Annotated in this window: 17 protein-coding genes and 1 pseudogene; 8 read left to right on the top strand and 10 right to left on the bottom strand. The window is 50.7% G+C overall.

Annotation, left to right across the window (positions count from 1 at the left end; translation table 11 throughout):
* Positions 1-777, top strand: a complete 777-nt coding sequence (locus ACU8XX_RS07945; RefSeq protein ID WP_001225852.1) for a YfaP family protein — start codon at positions 1-3, stop codon at positions 775-777.
* Between the two features lie 73 nt (positions 778-850).
* Here ACU8XX_RS07945 and atoB read toward each other — a convergent pair whose 3' ends face one another.
* The 6 genes and pseudogenes from atoB to atoS form a co-directional block, all read right to left on the bottom strand.
* Positions 851-2,035 carry an acetyl-CoA acetyltransferase gene (atoB, locus tag ACU8XX_RS07950; RefSeq protein ID WP_000786544.1) on the bottom strand — a complete coding sequence of 395 codons (1,185 nt, stop codon included), beginning with the start codon at positions 2,033-2,035 and terminating at the stop codon, positions 851-853.
* Between the two features lie 30 nt (positions 2,036-2,065).
* Positions 2,066-3,388: a TIGR00366 family protein gene (locus tag ACU8XX_RS07955; protein WP_016242277.1), complete on the bottom strand. Its 1,323-nt coding sequence runs from the start codon at positions 3,386-3,388 to the stop codon at positions 2,066-2,068.
* Positions 3,385-4,035 (bottom strand): acetate CoA-transferase subunit beta, encoded by a 651-nt coding sequence (atoA, locus tag ACU8XX_RS07960; RefSeq protein WP_000339065.1) that lies wholly within the window; start codon positions 4,033-4,035, stop codon positions 3,385-3,387. The genes ACU8XX_RS07955 and atoA overlap by 4 nt, the downstream gene beginning before the upstream one ends.
* Positions 4,035-4,697, bottom strand: coding sequence for an acetate CoA-transferase subunit alpha (gene atoD / locus ACU8XX_RS07965; protein WP_000850540.1), 663 nt, complete (start codon positions 4,695-4,697; stop codon positions 4,035-4,037). The genes atoA and atoD overlap by 1 nt, the downstream gene beginning before the upstream one ends.
* Positions 4,698-4,892: 195 nt before the next feature.
* Positions 4,893-6,277, bottom strand: a pseudogene (gene atoC / locus ACU8XX_RS07970) (acetoacetate metabolism transcriptional regulator AtoC).
* Positions 6,274-8,100, bottom strand: coding sequence for a two-component system sensor histidine kinase AtoS (gene atoS / locus ACU8XX_RS07975; RefSeq protein WP_000559135.1), 1,827 nt, complete (start codon positions 8,098-8,100; stop codon positions 6,274-6,276). The pseudogene atoC and the gene atoS overlap by 4 nt, the downstream one beginning before the upstream one ends.
* A 166-nt stretch (positions 8,101-8,266) precedes the next feature.
* On the opposite strand from atoS, the gene rcsC reads away from it, so the two are divergent.
* A complete protein-coding gene (rcsC, locus tag ACU8XX_RS07980; protein WP_000876026.1) occupies positions 8,267-11,116 on the top strand; it encodes a two-component system sensor histidine kinase RcsC in 2,850 nt (949 codons plus the stop codon).
* A gap of 199 nt (positions 11,117-11,315) precedes the next feature.
* Here the strand turns inward: rcsC and rcsB are convergent, their stop codons facing one another.
* Entirely contained in the window at positions 11,316-11,966 is a 651-nt protein-coding gene (gene rcsB, locus ACU8XX_RS07985; protein ID WP_001061917.1) for a response regulator transcription factor RcsB, read from the bottom strand.
* A 16-nt stretch (positions 11,967-11,982) separates the two neighbouring features.
* Positions 11,983-14,655, bottom strand: coding sequence for a phosphotransferase RcsD (gene rcsD / locus ACU8XX_RS07990; protein ID WP_001249083.1), 2,673 nt, complete (start codon positions 14,653-14,655; stop codon positions 11,983-11,985).
* 738 nt (positions 14,656-15,393) lie between these two features.
* Here rcsD and ompC point away from each other — a divergent pair.
* The 6 genes from ompC to mqo all read left to right on the top strand — a co-directional run bounded on the left by ompC (position 15,394) and on the right by mqo (position 23,038).
* Complete coding sequence (gene ompC, locus ACU8XX_RS07995; RefSeq protein ID WP_000865597.1) at positions 15,394-16,500, top strand: porin OmpC; 1,107 nt, start codon at positions 15,394-15,396, stop codon at positions 16,498-16,500.
* A gap of 111 nt (positions 16,501-16,611) precedes the next feature.
* A complete protein-coding gene (gene apbE / locus ACU8XX_RS08000; protein ID WP_000406064.1) occupies positions 16,612-17,667 on the top strand; it encodes an FAD:protein FMN transferase ApbE in 1,056 nt (351 codons plus the stop codon).
* Positions 17,668-17,740: 73 nt separating this feature from the next.
* Positions 17,741-18,805 (top strand): bifunctional DNA-binding transcriptional regulator/O6-methylguanine-DNA methyltransferase Ada, encoded by a 1,065-nt coding sequence (ada, locus tag ACU8XX_RS08005; protein ID WP_000710375.1) that lies wholly within the window; start codon positions 17,741-17,743, stop codon positions 18,803-18,805.
* Positions 18,805-19,455, top strand: coding sequence for a DNA oxidative demethylase AlkB (gene alkB / locus ACU8XX_RS08010; RefSeq protein WP_000884957.1), 651 nt, complete (start codon positions 18,805-18,807; stop codon positions 19,453-19,455). The genes ada and alkB overlap by 1 nt, the downstream gene beginning before the upstream one ends.
* Positions 19,456-19,530: 75 nt before the next feature.
* On the top strand, positions 19,531-21,174 hold the full coding sequence (gene yojI / locus ACU8XX_RS08015) for a microcin J25 efflux ABC transporter YojI (protein ID WP_000422181.1): 1,644 nt from the start codon (positions 19,531-19,533) through the stop codon (positions 21,172-21,174).
* Between the two features lie 217 nt (positions 21,175-21,391).
* A complete protein-coding gene (gene mqo, locus ACU8XX_RS08020; protein ID WP_000758069.1) occupies positions 21,392-23,038 on the top strand; it encodes a malate dehydrogenase (quinone) in 1,647 nt (548 codons plus the stop codon).
* Positions 23,039-23,415: 377 nt separating this feature from the next.
* On the opposite strand, the gene eco is transcribed toward mqo, so the two are convergent.
* Positions 23,416-23,925, bottom strand: a complete 510-nt coding sequence (gene eco / locus ACU8XX_RS08025) for a serine protease inhibitor ecotin (protein ID WP_023157469.1) — start codon at positions 23,923-23,925, stop codon at positions 23,416-23,418.
* A gap of 113 nt (positions 23,926-24,038) precedes the next feature.
* Complete coding sequence (gene yojO / locus ACU8XX_RS08030) at positions 24,039-24,203, bottom strand: protein YojO (protein WP_001296837.1); 165 nt, start codon at positions 24,201-24,203, stop codon at positions 24,039-24,041.
* Between the last annotated feature and the right edge of the window lie 13 nt (positions 24,204-24,216).

Consider the following 24,216-nt stretch of genomic DNA (forward strand, 5'->3'; position numbering starts at 1 on the left):
ATGCGAAAGATTTTTCTTCCGTTGTTACTGGTGGCGCTTTCGCCTGTCGCTCACAGTGAAGGTGTGCAGGAAGTCGAGATTGATGCACCGCTCTCAGGCTGGCATCCGGCAGAGGGCGAAGATGCCAGTTTTTCACAATCGATCAATTACCCGGCGTCGTCCGTCAACATGGCAGATGATCAAAATATCTCAGCGCAGATCCGCGGCAAAATAAAGAATTATGCTGCGGCGGGTAAAGTTCAGCAGGGCCGGCTGGTGGTCAACGGTGCCAGTATGCCGCAGAGAATTGAATCCGATGGTTCATTTGCACGCCCTTATATTTTCACTGAAGGCAGCAACAGCGTGCAGGTCATCAGCCCGGATGGGCAAAGCCGACAAAAAATGCAGTTTTACTCAACGCCGGGTACAGGAACGATTCGTGCACGTTTACGGCTGGTTCTCTCGTGGGATACGGACAATACCGACCTCGACCTTCACGTTGTTACGCCCGATGGCGAACACGCCTGGTACGGTAACACCGTGCTGAAAAACAGTGGTGCACTGGATATGGATGTCACGACGGGGTACGGACCCGAGATTTTCGCCATGCCCGCGCCAATTCACGGGCGCTATCAGGTGTATATCAACTACTATGGTGGGCGCAGCGAAACGGAATTAACCACCGCCCAACTGACGCTGATCACCGATGAAGGATCGGTCAATGAGAAACAGGAAACATTTATTGTACCGATGCGTAATGCTGGCGAGCTGACGCTGGTGAAAAGTTTTGACTGGTGATTAATGGGGTTACCTTCGCCGTCGATGTTCAAGAAAACACCCGATAACTTTCGCTATCGGGTGTTTTTATTGATTAATTCAACCGTTCAATCACCATCGCAATTCCCTGGCCGCCGCCAATGCACAGTGTTGCCAGCCCCAGCGTTTTATCGCGTGCCTGCATGGCATGTAATAGTGTGACCAGAATACGAGCACCACTGGCACCGATAGGATGCCCGAGCGCGATGGCCCCGCCGTTGACATTCACTTTCTCAGAATCAAAGCCCAGGTTTTTCCCAACGGCAAGGAACTGTGCAGCAAATGCTTCATTAGCCTCAATGAGATCAATATCCGCCAGTTGCAGCCCCGCCAGTTGTAACGCTTTTTGCGTGGCAGGTACTGGCCCCATACCCATCAATGCGGGGGGCACGCCACCGCTGGCATAACTTTTAATGCGAGCCAGGGGGGTAAGGCCTGCTGCCAGCGCCGCAGATTCTTCCATAATCACCAGAGCGGCAGCACCGTCGTTAATACCAGACGCGTTCCCGGCGGTAACTGTTCCTGCTTTATCGAAGGCCGGGCGCAATGCGCCTAACGCTTCAGTCGTAGAATCCGCTTTCGGGAATTCGTCTTGACTGAAGACGAAGGTTTTCTTCCGAGTGACAACATTTACCGGGACGATTTCGGCTGTAAAAGCACCGGACTCAATTGCGGCTGCCGCTTTACGCTGTGAATGTAGCGCCAGTTCATCCTGCATTTCTCGGGTAATTCCGTACTCTTTGGCCACGTTCTCGGCGGTAATCCCCATATGATAACCATGGGTGGCGCACATCAGACCATCGCGCAGGATTACGTCATAAACCTGTCCGTCTCCAAGACGATAACCAGAGCGTGCTTTTGCATCGAGTAAGTAGGGCGCTAAACTCATATTTTCCATACCCCCCGCCACAATGCTTTGCGCCTGACCTGCCTGAATTGCCTGGGCGGCAAGCGCCACACTTTTAAGACCCGAACCACATACTTTATTGACCGTGAATCCGCACACCGTTTCTGCCAGCCCGCTTTTTAACAGTGCCTGACGCGCCGGATTTTGCCCCAGCCCGGCTTGCAACACGTTACCCATAATCACTTCATCAACGTGTTGTGAATCGATTTTTGCACGTTCAATGGCGGCTTTAATTACTGTCGCCCCCAGGTCGATGGCGCTGGTGGAAGCGAGTGAACCGTTAAAACTACCGATAGCAGTACGTACCGCACTGACGATGACACAATTTTTCATTTTATATTCCTTCTGTTTGTAGGGTTGCCGTCAGAACAGCGTTAAACCAATGACGAAAATGACACCGGAGAAGAGCAGGGCAGTGATGCAGTAGCCCATGATGTCGCGGACACCGAGTCCGGCGATTGCCAGTGCTGGCAGTGCCCAGAATGGTTGTGCCATGTTCATCCATTGCTCGCCGTAGGCGATCGCCATTACCGATTTACCGAGATCAGCGCCCAGCGCCTGGGCTGCGGGTATCACGAAAGGTCCCTGAATAACCCAGTGACCGCCGCCAGACGGAACGGCGAAGTTAATCAGTGCAGAACTAAAAAAGGTCATTACCGGGAAGGTGTCTTTGTTTGCAACATTGATGAAGAATTCGGTAATGAGTCCGCCCAGACCGGAATGCTCCATCATCAGTTGGATCCCAGCGTAGAAGGGGAATTGCACCAGAATACCGGCGGTACTGCGTGCTGCCGCGCTGATAGCACGCATATAAGCCATTGGCGTTTTATGTAGCAGCAGACCCGCAATCATAAACATCAGGTTGACGGTATTGATGGTGATGTTGAAGCCATGTTCGCTGAAGTACATCGCCAGGTAAGCGATACCGAGTGCGCCGATGATCAACGTCAGAATGCGGCTTTCTTCCAGTCGCTCGGACGGTGGAGCATCTTTCGGTAGCTGCTTTTGAAAATCAGCCTCTTCCATGAGTAGTTTTGGATCGATACTCACCACGTCAGACGGTTTTAGCATCATCATGCGGGTGATAAATGGCATCACCACAATCAACGCCACAGTGATGAAAATGTTAAAACCACTGAACAGAGTATCGCCCACCGGGATCAGCCCGGCGATATGCTCAACCGGGTTGCCCGGTGTTGCAGCCAACAGAGGCATTGATCCAGAGAAGCCGCCACCCCAGGTGAGAAAACCAATGTAGGCGCAGGCAATGAGCAACGGATAATCAGAACCGGGGACTCGCCGGGCGACTTCACGGGCAAACATTGCGCCGACAACCAAACCAAATCCCCAGTTGATGACACAAGCGACTGAACCGAAGAAAGTGACCAGCATGACGCCCTGTACGGGCGTCTTTGCGGCGGAGGCGGCAGTACGCAGCAAACTTTTCACCGGAGCAGAGCTGGCAAGGGCATGACCGGTAACGATGATAAGCGCCATCTGCATACCAAACGCCAGCAAGTTCCAGAAACCGTCACCCCACATTTTCACCATGCTGATCGGCGTTTGTGGTGTTAACCAAAGCGCGATCACGAATGTTAGCAATGTCAGCAACATGGCAAAGATCAGTGGATCGGGAAGCCACCGGCTGACAAAACGCGTCATAAAACGCGATATGCGACCAATCATAAATCACCCCGTTGCGTATTCAGATCGGCGGCGACTTCAAACCGAGCTTCTGTTTTGGCACGCACGGTGGCTAAATCACACCCGTCGGCAATTTCGGTGAGCCACATTTTGCCGTCAATAAAACGAAAGACAGCCAGTTCAGTAACCAGCATATGCACCGCATGTTGCGCAGTGAGTGGCATGGTGCAGCGGCGCAAAATTTTTGCTGAACCATCTTTGGCGCAATGTTCCATGGCGATGATCACTTTGCGCGACCCGGTCACCAGATCCATCGCGCCACCCATACCGGGCACCATTTTCCCAGGCACTACCCAGTTCGCGAGGTTTGCTTCTTCGTCTACTTGCAAACCGCCGAGCACGCAGGCATCAATATGACCGCCACGGATTAGCGCAAATGACATGGCGCTATCAAACATGGCTGCACCGGGTAAAACACCGCACGGTTGCCCGCCAGCGTTCACCAGATCTGGATGCGCTGTCGTGACCGGGCCTAAACCGAGGAAGCCGTTTTCCGATTGCAGAGTGATATGAATACCCTCCGGTAAATAATTGGCGACCATTGTGGGTAAACCGATCCCTAAGTTAACGATGTCACCATCACGAAGCTCTTGCGCCACACGGCGCGCAATACGTTGTTTCGCATCCATTATTTGCTCTCCTGTGAAACGATGATGTGGTCGATAACGGCACCAGGGGTGACAATATGGTCAGGTTGCAGCTCGCCGGTTTCGACCAGTTCATCTGGCTCTACCAGCGTGATATCAGCCGCAAGGGCTATCAGGGGGTTAAAGTTGCGGGCGCTAAGTTGATAGGTCAGGTTGCCAAGTGTGTCGCAACGATGAGCGCGAATTAGCGCCAGGTCGGCGCGCAGTGGGCGTTCGAGCAGCCAGGTTTTACCGTCGAGTGTCAGTGTCTGTTTGCCTTCCTCTACGACGGTGCCGACACCCGTTGGGGTGAGAAAACCACCAAGTCCAGCTCCACCACAGCGAATTTGCTCGATTAGCGTACCTTGCGGCACCAGAACGACGTCCATCTCACCAGATATCATGCGCCGACCTGTTTCCGGGTTGGTGCCGATATGTGAAGCAATCACTTTGCGGACTCGACCATTGACGATGAGCGGACCGATGCCGGTATCAACAAACGCGGTATCATTGGCTATCAATGTCAGGTCGCGAACACCAGATTCCAGTAATGCTTCAACCAGGCGGGATGGAGTGCCAATCCCCATAAATCCGCCCACCATGATGGTCATGCCGTCACGAAAGAAGCCGGTGGCGTCTTGTAATGTCATCAATTTTGTTTTCATTTTTTATCCCTCTTGCATACACCGTTGTGGGTACAGTCAGGCAATAGCAAGGGGAGTGCCAGAATGAGATTATTGGATTTAGTTATTCAACTAATTGAATATGAAGGGATAAATTGGATGGGGATTTATAAGGAGAATGAGCGGCTATGCAGAAAATTGCGCACTGTGCAAATTTCTGCATAGCAAGTTTTGGTGTTATACATCCGCCGGATCGATACCGTATTCCTGGAGTTTATACATCAATGCACGGCGACTGATGCCCAGCATTAAAGCAGTGCGGGTTCGGTTTCCTTCTTGTTGTTCCAGCACTTCCATAATGATGCGTTTTTCGACGCGTTTAATTTCCTCTTTTAAATTACGCTCACCGACAGGGGCTGTTTTTACCTCGCCAGCATTACAGACTGGCTGACGAATCTGTGGCGGAAGATCCTCAGAAAAAATGATCGGGCCTGAATTCATCACGACGGCGCGTTCAATAACGTTGGAAAGCTCTCGAATATTTCCCGGCCATGACCAGGCGGTAAGCAGTGACATTGCCATCGGATCGATGTCGATAATATCGCGCTGATTCTCACTACTGAATTTTTGCAAAAAGTGATTAGCTAACAGGGAAATATCTTCCCGGCGATCGCGCAGAGGCGGCAGTATTAAATGAATAACGTTAAGGCGATAAAAGAGATCTTCACGGAAGGTGCCTTCTTTTACCATTGCCTGCAAGTCGCGGTTGGTGGCAGCAATGATGCGGATATCAACTTTTATGGTCTGATGGCCGCCAATCCGTTCAAATTCCCGTTCCTGTAGAATGCGTAGTAATTTGGCTTGTAGTACCAGCGGCATTTCGCCAATTTCGTCGAGGAGCAGAGTACCTTCGTTGGCTCGTTCAAATAATCCCTGACGCAAGGTTTGTGCACCAGTAAATGCACCTTTTTCATGACCAAACAGTTCACTTTCGAGCAACGATTCCGGCAGCGCCGCGCAGTTGACTTTAATGAACGGCCCCTTTGCCGCCGCGAATTGTAGTGAATCGCTCTGGCAATCAACTCTTTCCCGGTGCCGCTTTCACCGCTAATCAAGACGCTGGCCTGAGAAAGGGCAATTTTGGCGGTGTCTTTGCAGATGTCCATCATCGCCGGGCTGTTGGTGAGAATGTGCCCCCATTGCCAGCTGGTGCTCAGTGCCTGGTGCAGATGACGGATCTCTTTTTTCATTGACTGGAGTTGTAAAGCGCGCTGAACGATTAAATTCAACTCATCGAGATCAAACGGTTTAATAACATAGTCGAAGGCTCCGCAGCGTAGCGCTTCGACGGCGGTTTCCACTTCCGCATAGGCCGTCATCAGAATAACGGGTGTCCGGGTCTCATGGCTGCGCATCTCCTTTAGTGCCTTGATGCCGTCCATCTCTGGCATGCGGATATCCATCAACACCACATCAGGGTGAATATCGGCAAACAGGTGTAATGCTGTGCGTCCGTTGTTCGCACAATGTGTTTCGAATCCTTGTAGTGCAAAAGCGGTGCTCAGCATACGGCGAACATTATCTTCATCATCCACAATAAGGATGCGATTAATAGCAGTCATACAGTCTGATTTCCCTGCGGGTTGATCGGTAAAATAAGCGTGAAGGTTGCGCCGTAGCCCGGCAAACTGGCGACGCGAATATCACCCTGATGGGCATTAATGATGCGTTGACTTAACGCCAGACCAAGCCCGGTTCCTGAGGCTTTGGTGGTGAAAAAGGGATCGAAGATCTTTTTTTGCAGCGAGAGATCAATGCCACAGCCGTTGTCCTCTATCGAAATGGCCTGTTGTGAGTCGCTGTATTGCCAGGTTTGAATGCGAATTTTCCCTCGTGCGCTGATAGCCTGGACGGCATTGATCAGGATATTCAGTAGTACCTGTTTGAGCAGTTCACGATCGGCGTTAATCGGGCTTAATTCATTATCCAGTTCGCTTATGAAGTCGACCCGCGCTTGTACGCCGGCGGTTTGTACCAGTACCAGAGTTTCTTCAACCAATGCATTGAGGCTGACTTGTTGCCATTGACTGTGGCGTGGACGTGAAAATTCGAGCAATTGCTGAATAACTTTGTTAATTGAATCGATTTCTTTGAGTACTACGGACAGATATTCCTGATGTATTGGGTCACTGGTTTGTTGGCGCAAGATCTGTACATAACCACGAATAGCCGTTAACGGATTACGTACTTCATGCGCGACGCCAGCCATCAGCTCACCCAGTGTGGCGAGGCGTTCTGCTTGCGCCATGCGGCGCTGGGTTTCTTTGCGGGCAGTTAAATCAGAGAAAATCACCAAAGCACCTATCATTTCACCGTGCGTGTTATGAATACGACTGGTAGTGACACTGAGTTCAATGGTGCGGTCACGACCTGGAAAACTGATCTCCAGCGCCACATGTTCGGTGCCATGTTCCAGCGTATCCAGTACTGGACTGTAGAACTGAGTATTGTCGAACAACATGGAGTAAGGCTGCCCTACCAGTTCATGGCGTTGATAGCCAGTGATAACTTCTGCTGCTGGGTTCATGGTGGTTACATCACCCTGGCGGTCAATGGCAATGACGCCATCGGCAGCGTTTTCAATAATCAGATCGTTAAGTGTCCGCGTTTCACGCAGTGCCTGGGCGAGGTTATTAACACTCTGACTGATTTGCCCCATTTCACCGGGCAATTGTGGTAATCGAGTGGGAATATTTTGTGCCAGAGTCGAGAGGCCATCGGTGATGATATCAATATTGGCGCTCAGGCGACGGGAGAAAAGGACAATCAACAGCAGGCTTATCAGCAAACCGGCGGTGAGCACAATGATAATCCTCACATCCATTTTCCAGGCCTGGCGGCGAATATCTTCGGTTAATTCATTGGCCCAGATATAGCCGAGGATTTCACCATTACGCTCAATGGGGATCATTGAATTCAAAATATCGCCGCGCACCTGCCTGCCTGAATAAACCAAAGGGGTATTTGTACGCATGACTTCGCGACCTGGGTGATCTGCGGCAATGGTAACGCCGACATTATTCTGATATAGCGCTGAAGGCGCGTAGGTGATTATCGCATCCAGCGTTTTGTTGTAATAACCAGCGCCGATGCCAGGGAAGGCGTGAGTGATATTTTCGGTAATGGGGGCAAGTTCTGCATTTAATGCGCGGATACGCTCCTCACGCGGTAAGTCGATGTAGAGATCGTAGCGATTGCCTAGCGCCTGATTAAGCAGGTTGACCACGGCAGAAAGTTTTTTCTCTTTTTCAGATAAGACTGCTGAACGTCCTTCCGTTTCTACGATATAACCAATAGTAAGCGTTGGGACAATGACCATCAGGATTGCCATCAGGATCATTTGATTGCGTAAGCGGCGTGGATAAATCCACTTCATATAATGCATGCTGAAATCCACTAGTCTTGTCCGGTATATGACGATTATCAGAGGTTAAGGTGATGATTTCTCGGCGGTGTATCATATTCCAGAGAAGAGAGAACATTGCGGTAACACGCTTTTACCGCTACCTTAACCACACTCCATCGGTCACCTGAGGCGGAGCTTCGCCCCTTTGAAATACCTTGCTTCTTTTCGTACAACCCTGAAAGCCTCGCGCTACATGTTCAGAGCATTGGCGTTAGTGCTCTGGCTGTTGATTGCTTTTTCATCCGTTTTTTACATCGTTAATGCGTTACATCAGCGAGAATCGGAAATTCGTCAGGAATTTAATCTGAGTTCCGATCAGGCTCAGCGCTTTATTCAACGCACCTCTGATGTGATGAAAGAGCTGAAGTACATCGCCGAAAATCGCTTATCGGCAGAGAACGGTGTGCTTTCCCCGCGTGGACGAGAAACGCAGGCGGATGTGCCTGCGTTTGAACCGCTGTTTGCCGACTCCGATTGTTCCGCGATGAGTAACACCTGGCGAGGTTCTCTGGAGTCATTGGCGTGGTTTATGCGCTACTGGCGCGATAATTTTTCTGCGGCTTACGATCTCAACCGGGTATTTTTAATCGGCAGTGATAACCTCTGCATGGCCAATTTCGGTCTGCGTGATATGCCAGTGGAACGCGATACCGCGTTGAAAGCTTTGCATGAACGCATCAATAAATATCGAAATGCACCACAAGATGATAGCGGCAGTAACCTCTACTGGATCAGCGAAGGTCCGCGCCCTGGCGTCGGGTATTTTTACGCGTTGACGCCAGTTTATCTGGCGAACCGGTTGCAGGCGCTTTTGGGTGTCGAGCAGACCATCCGGATGGAAAACTTTTTCTTACCGGGTACGTTGCCGATGGGGGTTACCATTCTTGATGAAAATGGTCATACCCTGATTTCGCTTACCGGACCAGAAAGTAAAATTAAGGGCGATCCTCGCTGGATGCAGGAACGCTCCTGGTTTGGCTATACGGAAGGGTTCCGGGAGCTGGTGCTGAAGAAAAATCTGCCACCCTCATCGCTAAGCATCGTGTATTCGGTGCCGGTTGATAAGGTGCTGGAACGCATTCGCATGTTGATCCTTAACGCAATTTTGCTGAATGTGCTTGCCGGAGCTGCATTGTTTACTCTCGCACGGATGTACGAGCGACGTATTTTCATTCCGGCGGAAAGCGACGCCCTGCGACTGGAAGAACATGAGCAGTTCAATCGCAAGATTGTCGCCTCCGCGCCAGTGGGTATCTGCATTTTGCGTACCGCTGATGGCGTCAATATTTTAAGTAACGAACTGGCGCATACCTATCTCAATATGCTTACGCATGAGGACCGCCAACGACTGACGCAAATTATCTGTGGGCAGCAGGTCAATTTTGTTGATGTCCTGACCAGCAACAATACCAATCTGCAAATCAGCTTCGTCCATTCGCGCTATCGTAATGAAAACGTGGCCATTTGTGTGCTGGTGGATGTTTCTTCGCGCGTGAAGATGGAAGAGTCGTTGCAGGAGATGGCACAAGCAGCGGAACAGGCGAGCCAGTCAAAATCGATGTTCCTTGCCACCGTCAGTCATGAGCTGCGAACGCCGCTGTATGGCATTATCGGTAACCTGGATCTGTTGCAAACCAAAGAGTTACCGAAAGGCGTCGATCGGCTGGTGACGGCAATGAACAACTCTTCCAGCCTGTTGTTGAAAATTATCAGCGATATTCTCGATTTCTCGAAGATTGAATCGGAACAGTTGAAGATCGAACCGCGTGAGTTTTCACCGCGTGAAGTGATGAACCACATCACCGCCAACTATTTACCGCTGGTGGTACGCAAGCAGTTAGGCTTGTACTGCTTTATTGAACCGGATGTGCCAGTGGCCTTAAATGGCGACCCGATGCGTTTACAGCAGGTCATCTCCAACCTGTTGAGTAACGCCATAAAATTCACCGATACCGGCTGTATAGTTTTGCATGTCCGCGCTGATGGCGATTATCTCTCTATCCGTGTTCGCGATACCGGCGTGGGGATTCCGGCGAAAGAAGTGGTGCGCTTGTTTGATCCCTTCTTCCAGGTCGGAACGGGCGTACAGCGAAACTTCCAGGGGACCGGTCTGGGTCTGGCGATTTGTGAAAAACTGATCAGCATGATGGACGGCGATATCTCGGTAGATTCAGAACCGGGAATGGGCAGCCAGTTTACCGTGCGTATTCCGTTGTACGGCGCTCAGTACCCGCAGAAAAAAGGCGTGGAAGGGTTGAGTGGTAAACGCTGCTGGCTGTCGGTCCGCAATGCGTCGCTCTGTCAGTTCCTGGAAACCAGTTTGCAGCGCAGCGGCATCGTCGTTACAACATACGAAGGGCAGGAACCGACTCCCGAAGATGTGTTAATTACTGACGAGGTAGTGAGTAAAAAATGGCAGGGTAGAGCGGTAGTGACCTTCTGTCGTCGCCATATTGGTATTCCGCTGGAGAAAGCGCCAGGGGAGTGGGTACACAGTGTGGCTGCCCCGCATGAGCTACCGGCATTGTTGGCGCGTATTTATTTGATCGAGATGGAGAGCGACGATCCTGCTAACGCTCTGCCGTCGACGGACAAAGCGGTCAGCGATAATGACGATATGATGATTCTGGTCGTGGATGATCATCCGATTAACCGACGTCTGCTGGCAGATCAGTTGGGATCGTTGGGCTATCAATGTAAAACCGCGAATGATGGTGTCGATGCGCTTAATGTACTTAGCAAGAATCATATTGATATCGTGCTTAGCGACGTCAACATGCCAAATATGGATGGTTACCGCTTGACGCAACGCATTCGTCAGTTGGGACTGACGTTGCCGGTAATCGGAGTAACTGCTAATGCGTTGGCTGAAGAGAAGCAGCGGTGTCTGGAGTCCGGTATGGACAGCTGCCTGTCGAAGCCGGTAACGCTGGATGTGATAAAACAGACGCTGACGGTATATGCCGAGAGGGTCAGGAAATCGCGGGAATCGTAGGACGGATAAGGTGTTTATGCCGCATCTGGCATTCAGTGCAAATGCCAGATGCGACGCTGACGCGTCTTATCTGGCCTACTTTAATGTAATCTGTTGAAATAATGGGAATCGTAGGCCGGATAAGGCGTTTACGCTGCATCCGGCAATCGGTGCAAATGCCAGATAAGACACTAACGCGTCTTATCTGGCCTACAGATGATTAGTCTTTATCTGCCGGACTTAAGGTCACAGAAGAGAGATAATTCAGCAGGGCGATATCGTTCTCGACACCCAGCTTCATCATCGCAGATTTCTTCTGGCTACTGATGGTTTTAATACTGCGGTTCAGCTTTTTAGCGATCTCGGTCACCAGGAAGCCTTCCGCAAACAGGCGCAGAACTTCACTCTCTTTTGGCGAGAGACGCTTGTCACCGTAACCACCAGCACTGATTTTTTCCAACAGGCGAGAAACGCTTTCCGGGGTAAATTTCTTCCCTTTCTGCAGCGCGGCGAGAGCTTTCGGCAGATCGGTCGGTGCACCTTGTTTCAGCACGATCCCTTCGATATCCAGATCCAATACCGCACTAAGAATCGCCGGGTTGTTGTTCATGGTCAGAACAATAATCGACAGGCTTGGGAAATGGCGCTTGATGTACTTGATTAAGGTAATGCCATCGCCGTACTTATCGCCAGGCATGGAGAGATCGGTAATCAACACATGCGCATCCAGTTTCGGCAGGTTGTTGATCAGTGCTGTAGAGTCTTCAAATTCGCCGACAACATTCACCCACTCAATTTGCTCAAGTGATTTGCGAATACCGAACAAGACTATCGGATGGTCATCGGCAATAATTACGTTCATATTGTTCATGTAATAGGCTACCTTGCTACAGCAAGCTCTTGACATAACTGTCAATGTCGCTGATGTATTTTTCTATTCCTGGAACATCCTTCTCACGAATCAGATGTTCCAGCGTTTCACATAACTGCTTGCCGGGTACCAGATTTAGCATGGCAAATACGCCTTTAAGACGATGAGCCGTTTGGGCTAACGCAGCAAAGTCACTGGTTGCTGCTTCAGTATACAGCCTCTTAACATCATCCGGTACTGTGTCTACAAAGAGCGCATAATAGCCGCTGGCATGGAGTTGCGCATTTTCATCTCCGCCCAGAGGCGATTCTGTCACCTCTTCCTGCGCCAGTTGCACTTCAATTAATTGTAAGACCGCTTCCTGCATAGCGTTGCTCATATTGAAGTTGACGCACAATTGACCAGGCCCAATTTCCCGTACGCCAGACTCATCATCGCTTAAAAGCAAGCCAGAGGCAGTAAGATTAGACGGATTATCCGTTAAAAAGATATCATAATCTTGACTAATTAATCTTTCATCGGGTGTGATACAGGTTGCACCCCAATTTTCTAACTGGCGAGTGACAATATTCCGAATTTCTGCCGAAGTAACATCCACCATTACGCAGACATCATCCAGTAAACGCTCTTCTTCCTCTTCAACTTCCGGGTCAGCTGCGAGCATTTTGATATGCACAGAGTAGCGTGTACCAAGCCCATCCCGCGTTTTGATGTTTAAATGACCGCCCAGTTTACGTGCCAGTTGATCGCTCAGCCAGAATGCCAGCGGGTCCGCCTTGCCATAGCGATCGTTTTGGGTCTGGTTGATAAACGGGAAGTGCAAATTATCCATTTCATGAATGCTTACGCCTTCTCCGGTGTCCAGAATGCGGAACGTCAGGCGGTCTTCGGAGGACTCATCCTGATCAACCTCAAGGGTGATTTTTCCCAATTGCGTTGAGGTCACGGCATATTGCATCAGTAGCAGCAAAATACGTCGTAAGGCATCGCGATCGCCGCGGCGCATATCGTGTGCTTTCAGATGATTGTTAATCAGCAGTTGCAGACCTTTACGCTTGATGGCAGGCAACACTGAAGGGACAACTTCATCAATTAAATCCTGCACGGAGAACAGCACCGTCTCACTTTTCCAGCTATCGTCCGCAAGCATGTTCGCTAACTGTATTTCATCGACCAGCCGCACCAGCACATCTGCCTGATTCGCCAGTTGTTTGCTTTCCGGGGCATTGAGTTTAGCCGCGCTCTCCGCCAGGGACTGTGCGGGTTCTTTCAGCGCATCGCCAATGTTTTTCATAAAGGTCATCCGCCCCTGCTGGTTTTTCTCATACAGACGCTGCGCCTGCTTGAGTTTCTTGTTTACCAGCACTTCGCGATCCTGATCGCGAATAATGAAAATTTGTGTGCGCGGCGCGACCTGGCTGCGGAACATGCGGATCTCATACAGCTCGTTATTGATCGTCGCCTGAATAATCCCCTGATGCTGTTCCGCCATGGTGGTGATGTTTTGCAGATTCAAATGCGGCAGCAAATGATCGGCAATTTTGTTACTTATGACAGTGCGGTTCGATTCCTGATCGTGAACCAGCAGGCCGAGCGGCAGCAGTGAGACTATCTCTTCATTGATTGCCCGTAAAATGCGCAATTCGTTATTGACCGCCGTGCTGGGGACGTTTTCTGTACTGCGGCTGGAGAAATGGCGGAATGTGGTATAGCCAAATAACGCCAGCGCCAGCAAACCGATGTTCAGCAGCAGTGGCAGCAGAATGTTTTGCAACGTATCCAGCAATAAGGTGCCATAAGGAACCTGCCAGACCAGGCGCATATCGGTAGAGTTGAGTGCCGAGGAGATTTCAATCTTCGTACTGTTAAAGTGGATACTGACGCTATCCGTCCCTTCTTTCTCATTATCATTGTTTCCCGTTGCCGTCGCGTCTGGCTCAAGGCGGAAACTGTCCAGCGGCATACCCGGTGGGATCAAATCATTAATCGGCAGATCAAAAGCCACGACCGTTGCCAGATGTCCTGGCTGGTTAAAGGTAGTACGCAATGTAAAGTAATGACCGTTCTGCCAGGCCAGGCGGCGCATGTTAGAAAAGCTTTCGCGTTCATCGAGGGCGTTGGCCTGTTGCAACATCTCTGCACGACGTGAATCAACAATGTCGCTGACGGTCGATTCTTTAAATCCGGAGGTGAGATCTTTAAGGGGTAGGGTTGAGATCAGCACCAGACTGTTATCCTGACCATTCAGGTAATACATCGACCACGGTACATTTTCTGCGCCCCACAATGTATCCAGATAAGTGGACATCCGCTGAGTCATCTCAAGCGTTGAGTTGTCGTGAGAGCCAAAGATTAACGCTTCCGTTTTGCGGCGTGGTTTCTCCAGATAGTAGACATCCTGTTTCAGGCGCGTCTCTTGTAAACCTTCGCCGGAGGAGGGGGAGGTCGTCGCGGCAATGTTGTCGTAGATCTGCCAGGTCACGTAACGCCAGTTATCGACGCGCTTTTGGATAGCATGGGTAATGTCGACAATCTGGTAACTTTTATCTTTCAGCCAGGCGTTAACGGCGCTTTGTACCATTACACCCATCGTCACCAGTAACACAATGATCAACAGTAAAAAGAAGCGGGTAATGCTCCCCGGTAGGAGTGAAAAGCGGGTCGTGGCCGTTGTCTCTTTCTGACGCATTCGTGTTTATGACCTGTTAAAACTTCGCGAAGTGATAGGGCAGTATAAAGGGTACAGTGTGAAATTCCAGACTCTTACCTGATTGATGATTCTCTATTCTCCCGTGATATTTATCATCCTGCATTGGGGGAAATAGATGTACAAGCGCCATTTTGCTGTACAAATAACCTACAAAAAGCCCAACAAAAATAATTGCAAATAAACAAAGATTGCTGGAAATTATGCGGATGTTAATTATTTGTGAAATAGTTAACAAGCGTTATAGTTTTTCTGTGGTAGCACAGAATAATGAAAAGTGTGTAAAGAAGGGTAAAAAAAACCGGATGCGAGGCATCCGGTTGAAATAGGGGTAAACAGACATTCAGAAATGAATGACGGTAATAAATAAAGTTAATGATGATAGCGGGAGTTATTCTAGTTGCGAGTGAAGGTTTTGTTTTGACATTCAGTGCTGTCAAATACTTAAGAATAAGTTATTGATTTTAACCTTGAATTATTATTGCTTGATGTTAGGTGCTTATTTCGCCATTCCGCAATAATCTTAAAAAGTTCCCTTGCATTTACATTTTGAAACATCTATAGCGATAAATGAAACATCTTAAAAGTTTTAGTATCATATTCGTGTTGGATTATTCTGCATTTTTGGGGAGAATGGACTTGCCGACTGATTAATGAGGGTTAATCAGTATGCAGTGGCATAAAAAAGCAAATAAAGGCATATAACAGAGGGTTAATAACATGAAAGTTAAAGTACTGTCCCTCCTGGTCCCAGCTCTGCTGGTAGCAGGCGCAGCAAACGCTGCTGAAGTTTACAACAAAGACGGCAACAAATTAGATCTGTACGGTAAAGTAGACGGCCTGCACTATTTCTCTGACAACAAGTCAGAAGACGGCGACCAGACCTATGTACGTCTTGGTTTCAAAGGCGAAACTCAGGTTACTGACCAGCTGACCGGTTACGGCCAGTGGGAATATCAGATCCAGGGCAATACCTCTGAAGACAACAAAGAAAACTCCTGGACCCGTGTGGCATTCGCAGGTCTGAAATTCCAGGATGTAGGTTCTTTCGACTACGGTCGTAACTACGGCGTTGTTTACGACGTAACTTCCTGGACCGACGTACTGCCAGAATTCGGTGGCGACACCTACGGTTCTGACAACTTCATGCAGCAGCGTGGTAACGGCTTCGCGACCTACCGTAACACCGACTTCTTCGGTCTGGTTGACGGTCTGAACTTTGCTGTTCAGTACCAGGGCAAAAACGGTAGCGTAAGCGGCGAAGGCATGACCAACAACGGTCGTGGCGCTCTGCGTCAGAACGGCGACGGTGTCGGCGGTTCTATCACTTATGATTACGAAGGCTTCGGTATCGGTGCTGCAGTTTCCAGCTCCAAACGTACTGATGCTCAGAACACCGCTGCTTACATCGGTAACGGCGACCGTGCTGAAACCTACACTGGTGGTCTGAAATACGACGCTAACAACATCTACCTTGCTGCTCAGTACACCCAGACCTACAACGCAACTCGCGTAGGTTCCCTGGGTTGGGCGAACAAAGCACAGAACTTCGAAGCTGTTGCTCAGTACCAGTTCGACTTCGGTCTGCGTCCGTCTGTAGCATACCTGCAGTCTAAAGGTAAAAACCTGGGTGTCGTTGCTGGTCGTAACTACGACGACGAAGATATCCTGAAATATGTTGATGTTGGTGCGACCTACTACTTCAACAAAAACATGTCCACCTACGTTGACTACAAAATCAACCTGCTGGACGACAACCAGTTCACTCGTGACGCTGGCATCAACACTGATAACATCGTAGCTCTGGGTCTGGTTTACCAGTTCTAATCTCGATGGATATCGAACAAAGGGCCTGCGGGCCCTTTTTTCATTGTTTTCAGCGTACAAACACAGTTTTTTGGTGTACTCTTGCGACCGTTCGCATGAGGATAATCACGTATGGAAATAAGCTTTACCCGCGTGGCACTGCTGGCTGCCGCGCTCTTTTTTGTTGGTTGCGATCAAAAACCACAACCCGCCAAAACCCACGCTACTGAAGTTACCGTTCTTGAAGGCAAAACCATGGGTACCTTCTGGCGTGCCAGCATCCCGGGCATTGATGCCAAACGCAGTGCCGAACTTAAAGAAAAGATTCAGACCCAGCTGGACGCCGACGATCAGCTGCTTTCGACCTATAAAAAAGATTCCGCGCTGATGCGCTTTAACGATTCGCAAAGTTTATCGCCGTGGCCGGTAAGTGAAGCGATGGCCGATATCGTCACCACCTCGCTGCGCATTGGCGCGAAGACCGATGGCGCGATGGATATAACCGTCGGGCCGCTGGTGAATCTGTGGGGCTTTGGCCCGGAACAACAGCCGGTTCAAATTCCGAGCCAGGAACAGATCGATGCGATGAAAGCCAAAACCGGCTTACAGCACCTGACGGTCATCAATCAGTCGCATCAGCAATATCTGCAAAAAGACCTGCCGGATTTATATGTCGATCTCTCCACCGTCGGCGAAGGCTATGCGGCCGATCATTTGGCACGCTTGATGGAGCAGGAAGGGATTTCCCGCTATCTGGTGTCGGTGGGCGGCGCGCTGAACAGCCGTGGTATGAACGGTGAAGGCCTGCCGTGGCGGGTAGCGATTCAAAAACCAACCGATAAAGAAAACGCGGTTCAGGCTGTGGTGGATATCAACGGTCATGGGATTAGCACCTCTGGCAGCTACCGTAACTATTACGAACTGGACGGCAAACGTCTTTCCCATGTTATCGATCCGCAAACCGGGCGTCCCATCGAACACAATCTGGTATCCGTGACGGTGATTGCTCCGACGGCGCTGGAAGCCGATGCCTGGGATACTGGCTTGATGGTACTCGGGCCGGAGAAAGCTAAAGAGGTTGTTCGCCGGGAAGGGCTGGCGGTTTATATGATCACCAAAGAAGGCGATAGCTTTAAAACCTGGATGTCACCACAGTTTAAAAGCTTCCTTGTCAGCGAAAAAAATTAAAGCGCAAGATTGTTGGTTTTTGCGTGATGGTGACCGGGCAGCCTAAAGGCTATCCTTAACCAGGGAGCTGATTATGAAAAAAGCCACATGCTTAACTGACGATCAACGCTGGCAATCTGTCTTAGCCCGCGACCCGAATGCCGACGGCGAATTCGTTTTCGCCGTGCGTACCACAGGCATCTTTTGCCGTCCGTCTTGCCGCGCCAGACATGCTTTGCGGGAAAACGTCTCCTTCTACGCAAATGCCAGCGAGGCACTCGCCGCTGGCTTTCGCCCCTGCAAACGTTGTCAGCCAGAAAAAGCCAATGCCCAGCAACATCGGTTGGATAAAATCACCCACGCGTGTCGACTGCTGGAACAGGAAACGCCTGTAACGCTGGAAGCCTTAGCCGACCAGGTGGCGATGAGTCCATTTCATCTACATCGGTTGTTTAAAGCGACTACCGGAATGACGCCTAAAGCCTGGCAACAGGCCTGGCGCGCTCGCCGTTTGCGCGAATCGCTGGCGAAAGGGGAGAGCGTGACGACGTCTATTCTTAACGCCGGATTCCCCGACAGCAGCAGTTACTATCGCAAAGCTGACGAAACGCTGGGCATGACGGCTAAACAATTCCGTCACGGTGGCGAAAATCTGGCGGTGCGTTACGCGCTGGCTGATTGTGAGCTGGGTCGTTGCCTGGTGGCAGAAAGCGAGCGGGGGATTTGCGCGATATTGCTGGGCGATGATGACGCGACACTAATCAGCGAGTTGCAGCAGATGTTTCCCGCTGCCGACAACGCGCCTGCCGATCTGATGTTTCAGCAACATGTGCGTGAAGTGATCGCCAGCCTCAATCAACGCGATACGCCGCTGACGTTACCGCTGGACATTCGCGGCACTGCTTTTCAGCAACAAGTCTGGCAGGCACTGCGCACGATACCTTGCGGTGAAACCGTCAGTTATCAGCAACTGGCTAACGCCATCGGCAAACCGAAAGCGGTACGGGCCGTTGCCAGCGCCTGTGCCGCCAACAAGCTGGCTATCATAATACCCTGTCATCGGGTGGTCCGTGGTGATGGCACACTTTCCGGTTACCGCTGGGGCGTGTCGCGTAAAGCGCAACTGCTGCGCCGCGAAGCTGAAAATGAGGAGAGGTAATGTTGGATCTGTTTGCCGATGCTGAACCGTGGCAAGAGCCACTGGCGGCTGGTGCGGTAATTTTACGGCGTTTTGCTTTTAACGCTGCGGAGCAACTGATCCGCGATATTAATGACGTTGCCAGCCAGTCGCCGTTTCGCCAGATGGTCACCCCCGGGGGATATACCATGTCGGTGGCGATGACCAACTGTGGGCATCTGGGCTGGACGACCCATCGGCAAGGTTATCTCTATTCGCCCATTGATCCGCAAACAAATAAACCGTGGCCCGCCATGCCACAAAGCTTTCATGATTTATGTCAACGTGCGGCTACGGCGGCGGGCTATCCAGATTTCCAGCCAGATGCTTGTCTTATCAACCGCTACGCTCCTGGCGCGAAACTGTCGCTGCATCAGGATAAAGACGAACCGGATCTGCGCGCGCCAATTGTTTCTGTTTCTCTGGGCTTACCCGCGATTTTTCAATTTGGTGGCCTGAAACGTAATGATCCGCTCAAACGTTTGTTGTTGGAACATGGCGATGTGGTGGTATGGGGCGGTGAATCGCGGCTGTTTTATCACGGTATTCAACCGTTGAAAGCGGGGTTTCATCCACTCACCACCGACTGCCGCTACAACCTGACATTCCGTCAGGCAGGTAAAAAAGAATAAAAATAAGAATTATTATTGCTGTGCGCGCGAAGATGTTTAAACTGCGGGCTGTAATTCATTGTCCGGGTTTTCTGCATGGAACTTCTTGTACTTGTCTGGCGGCAGTATCGCTGGCCATTTATCAGTGTGATGGCGCTAAGCCTCGCCAGTGCGGCATTAGGCATTGGCTTAATTGCTTTTATCAATCAGCGCCTTATCGAAACGGCGGATACCAGTCTGCTGGTGTTGCCGGAGTTTCTTGGATTATTACTGCTGTTGATGGCAGTCACTCTCGGATCGCAACTGGCGCTCACCACTTTGGGGCATCACTTCGTTTACCGACTGCGTAGTGAATTTATCAAGCGGATTCTGGATACCCACGTCGAGCGCATTGAACAACTCGGTAGCGCCTCGTTGCTGGCGGGATTAACCAGCGATGTGCGCAATATCACCATTGCTTTTGTGCGTCTTCCGGAACTGGTGCAGGGGATCATTCTCACTATCGGTTCCGCGGCGTATCTGTGGATGCTGTCGGGCAAAATGTTGCTGGTAACGGCTATCTGGATGGCGATCACCATCTGGGGTGGTTTTGTACTGGTGGCGCGGGTGTACAAACATATGGCGACCCTGCGTGAAACCGAAGACAAGCTGTATACGGATTTTCAAACTGTACTCGAAGGGCGCAAAGAGCTGACTCTGAACCGGGAACGCGCCGAGTATGTGTTTAACAACCTCTACATCCCCGATGCGCAAGAGTATCGCCACCATATTATCCGCGCAGACACCTTCCATCTTAGCGCCGTGAACTGGTCAAACATCATGATGCTGGGCGCAATCGGCCTGGTGTTCTGGATGGCGAACAGTCTCGGTTGGGCTGATACCAACGTTGCCGCGACCTATTCGTTGACGCTTTTATTCCTGCGTACGCCGCTGCTTTCGGCGGTTGGCGCATTGCCGACGCTGCTGACGGCGCAGGTGGCGTTTAACAAGCTGAACAAATTCGCGCTCGCGCCTTTCAAAGCAGAGTTTCCGCGCCCGCAGGCGTTTCCCAACTGGCAAACGCTGGAGCTGCGTAACGTGACGTTTGCTTATCAGGATAACGCGTTTTCCGTTGGTCCGATTAATCTCACCATCAAACGTGGCGAGCTGCTGTTTCTGATTGGCGGCAACGGTAGCGGAAAATCGACGCTGGCGATGTTGTTGACGGGCTTGTATCAGCCACAAAGCGGCGAAATCTTGCTGGATGGCAAACCTGTCAGCGGCGAACAACCGGAAGATTATCGCAAACTGTTTTCGGCAGTGTTTACCGATGTCTGGCTGTTTGATCAACTGCTGGGGCCGGAGGGTAAACCCGCTAACCCGCAACTGGTTGAGAAGTGGCTGGCGCAGCTGAAAATGGCTCATAAGCTTGAGTTAAGCAACGGGCGTATTGTTAACCTGAAGTTATCAAAAGGGCAGAAAAAACGCGTGGCGCTGTTGCTGGCGCTGGCAGAAGAACGCGATATTATCCTGCTGGATGAATGGGCGGCGGATCAGGATCCACACTTCCGTCGTGAGTTTTATCAGGTGTTGCTGCCGCTGATGCAGGAGATGGGTAAAACTATTTTCGCCATCAGTCATGATGATCATTACTTTATCCACGCCGACCGCCTGCTGGAAATGCGCAACGGGCAACTTAGAGAGCTGACGGGCGAAGAGCGCGATGCCGCTTCGCGTGATGCCGTTGCCCGGACGGCATAATATTACGACGCTGACCTGGCGGACTGCTGCCGTCAGGTCAATATGCTAAAAATCCCTTCATTTCTAATAACCCTATAATTAATCAACGAAATTATAATGTTTCTAAAATTAGAATATAATTTATAAACATTATTTAAATGTTGTTACTTAAGTGTTACCGTTGATGCCGCGCAAATCTCACCTGCAATAAAGCGACTAAAAGTAAGGCATTAACAAGATGAAAAAAGTGACTGCCATGCTCTTCTCGATGGCCGTGGGGCTTAATGCCGTTTCGATGGCGGCAAAAGCGAAAGCGTCCGAGGAGCAGGAAACTGATGTACTGTTGATTGGCGGCGGCATTATGAGCGCCACGTTGGGGACCTATTTACGCGAGCTGGAGCCTGAATGGTCGATGACCATGGTGGAGCGCCTGGAGGGTGTCGCGCAGGAGAGTTCGAACGGCTGGAATAACGCCGGAACCGGGCATTCTGCACTGATGGAACTGAACTACACCCCGCAAAACGCCGATGGCAGTATCAGTATTGAAAAAGCAGTCGCCATTAACGAAGCATTTCAGATATCCCGCCAGTTCTGGGCGCACCAGGTCGAGCGCGGCGTGCTGCGTACTCCGCGTTCATTTATCAATACCGTTCCGCATATGAGCTTTGTCTGGGGCGAGGATAACGTTAATTTCCTGCGCGCCCGTTACGCCGCGTTGCAACAAAGCTCGCTGTTTCGCGGTATGCGTTACTCTGAAGATCACGCGCAGATCAAAGAGTGGGCACCGTTAGTGATGGAAGGGCGCGATCCGCAACAGAAAGTGGCAGCCACGCGTACGGAAATTGGTACCGATGTGAACTACGGCGAGATCACCCGCCAGTTAATTGCTTCCTTGCAGAAGAAATCTAACTTCTCGCTGCAACTCAGCAGCGAAGTCCGCGCCCTAAAGCGTAATGACGATAACACCTGGACCGTTACCGTTGCCGATCTGAAAAATGGCACTGCACAGAACATTCGTGCCAAATTTGTCTTTATCGGCGCGGGCGGTGCGGCGCTGAAGCTGTTACAGGAATCGGGGATTCCGGAAGCGAAAGACTACGCCGGTTTCCCGGTGGGCGGACAGTTCCTTGTTTCGGAAAACCCGGACGTGGTTAATCACCATCTGGCGAAGGTTTACGGTAAAGCATCCGTTGGCGCACCACCGATGTCGGTTCCGCATATCGATACCCGCGTTCTGGACGGTAAACGCGTAGTGCTGTTTGGGCCATTTGCCACCTTCTCAACCAAATTCCTCAAAAACGGTTCATTGTGGGATCTGATGAGTTCCACCACCACCTCTAACGTGATGCCGATGATGCACGTCGGGCTGGATAATTTCGATCTGGTGAAATATCTGGTGAGTCAGGTGATGTTGAGTGAAGAGGATCGTTTTGAAGCGTTGAAAGAGTACTATCCGCAGGCGAAAAAAGAGGACTGGCGTTTGTGGCAAGCGGGGCAGCGCGTGCAGATTATCAAGCGTGATGCCGAGAAAGGTGGCGTACTGCGTCTGGGTACTGAAGTGGTCAGTGACCAGCAAGGGACCATTGCCGCGCTGCTGGGGGCATCGCCAGGGGCGTCAACTGCCGCGCCGATTATGTTGGATCTGCTGGAAAAAGTATTTGGCGATCGCGTTTCCAGCCCGCATTGGCAGGCTACGTTGAAAGCGATCGTTCCGTCTTATGGACGCAAGCTGAACGGTGATGTAGCGGCAACAGAACGCGAGTTGCAGTACACCAGCGAAGTGCTGGGGCTGAAATACGACAAGCCGCAGGCAGCAGATAGTACGCCGAAACCGCAGTTGAAACCGAAACCCGTTCAAAAAGAAGTGGCGGATATTGCGTTGTAATGATGTGCCACATCCGGCATGGTATGCCGGGGATGTGGCGTATGCTGATAAGACGCGCCAGCGTCTTATCAGGCAACCGGCTCGGGCGTTAGATGTCGGATGCGGCGTAACCGCCTTATCCAACCTACGGGGTGGAGCACTTCACAGCGGTGTAGGCCTGATAAGACGCGCCAGCGTCGCATCAGGCAACCGGCTTGGGCGTTAGATGTCGGATGCGGCGTAACCGCCTTATCCGACCTACGGGGTGGAGCACTTCACAGCGGTGTAGGCCTGATAAGACGCGTCAGCGTCGCATCAGGCAACCGGCTCGGGCGTTGGATGTCGGATGCGGCGTGACCGCCTTGTCTGACCTACGGGGTGCCGCACTTCACGGCAGTTTAGCGAACTACCGCGTTGTCAATTTTCTCTTCCGCCTTCCAGACGCGGTACTTCACATCTACATTGTCTGGCGTATACACCACGATCGGCAGCTTGCTGTTGTAACGCAGCATTCCAGCATCGCCCAGATACGCGGTGACAAATTTCTTCTCTTTCTTGCCATCCGGGCAGGCCATCATCGTGGAAACCGGCGAGCTAACTTTATTAAAGACATAATAATCATAGCCCCAGCCTTCCAGCGTTTTGCTTTCCAGCTTTCCGCCGAGACGATGCAAATTGCAATCGACTTCCAGCGTCTGACCGATTAACAGTTCTACTTTCAGGGTAGATTCATCTTCTTGCGGGGTTAACTGAATCACCTGACGCTTCATCCCTTTTTCAGCTTGTGGATAAGGCGCGATTTTTTCCAGTGGCTGGACGCTTTCTGCCGCCCAGGCGGAAGTGGTAGCGAAAGCGGCAAACAATACTGCAGGTAGAATGGTCTTCATTTTTTTGCTTTCCTTCTTCATTTATAGGTTTTCACCGATGATGTCGCTGAAGGTTAACATATTCATCAGATTTATTAATTTGCTTTATGAATAACTTAAAGAACATTCAGACAATTTTACCTGCTCTTTTAGTGTTAAATTCTGATGAGGGAGCAAACCAGCAGAAATATCTCTGGTGAATTAATCGCTATATAAATATGTTTATAACCATTTGAAATGTGAGCAAAAGCCCGTTTTTGCCACGCTTCCCGCCACTCTTTTGATCCTGCTACAGGTTTTACCCCGATCGGGGTATGCATCTTTGACACATCC

It is taken from the genome of Escherichia sp. MAL-1, from assembly GCF_052948035.1.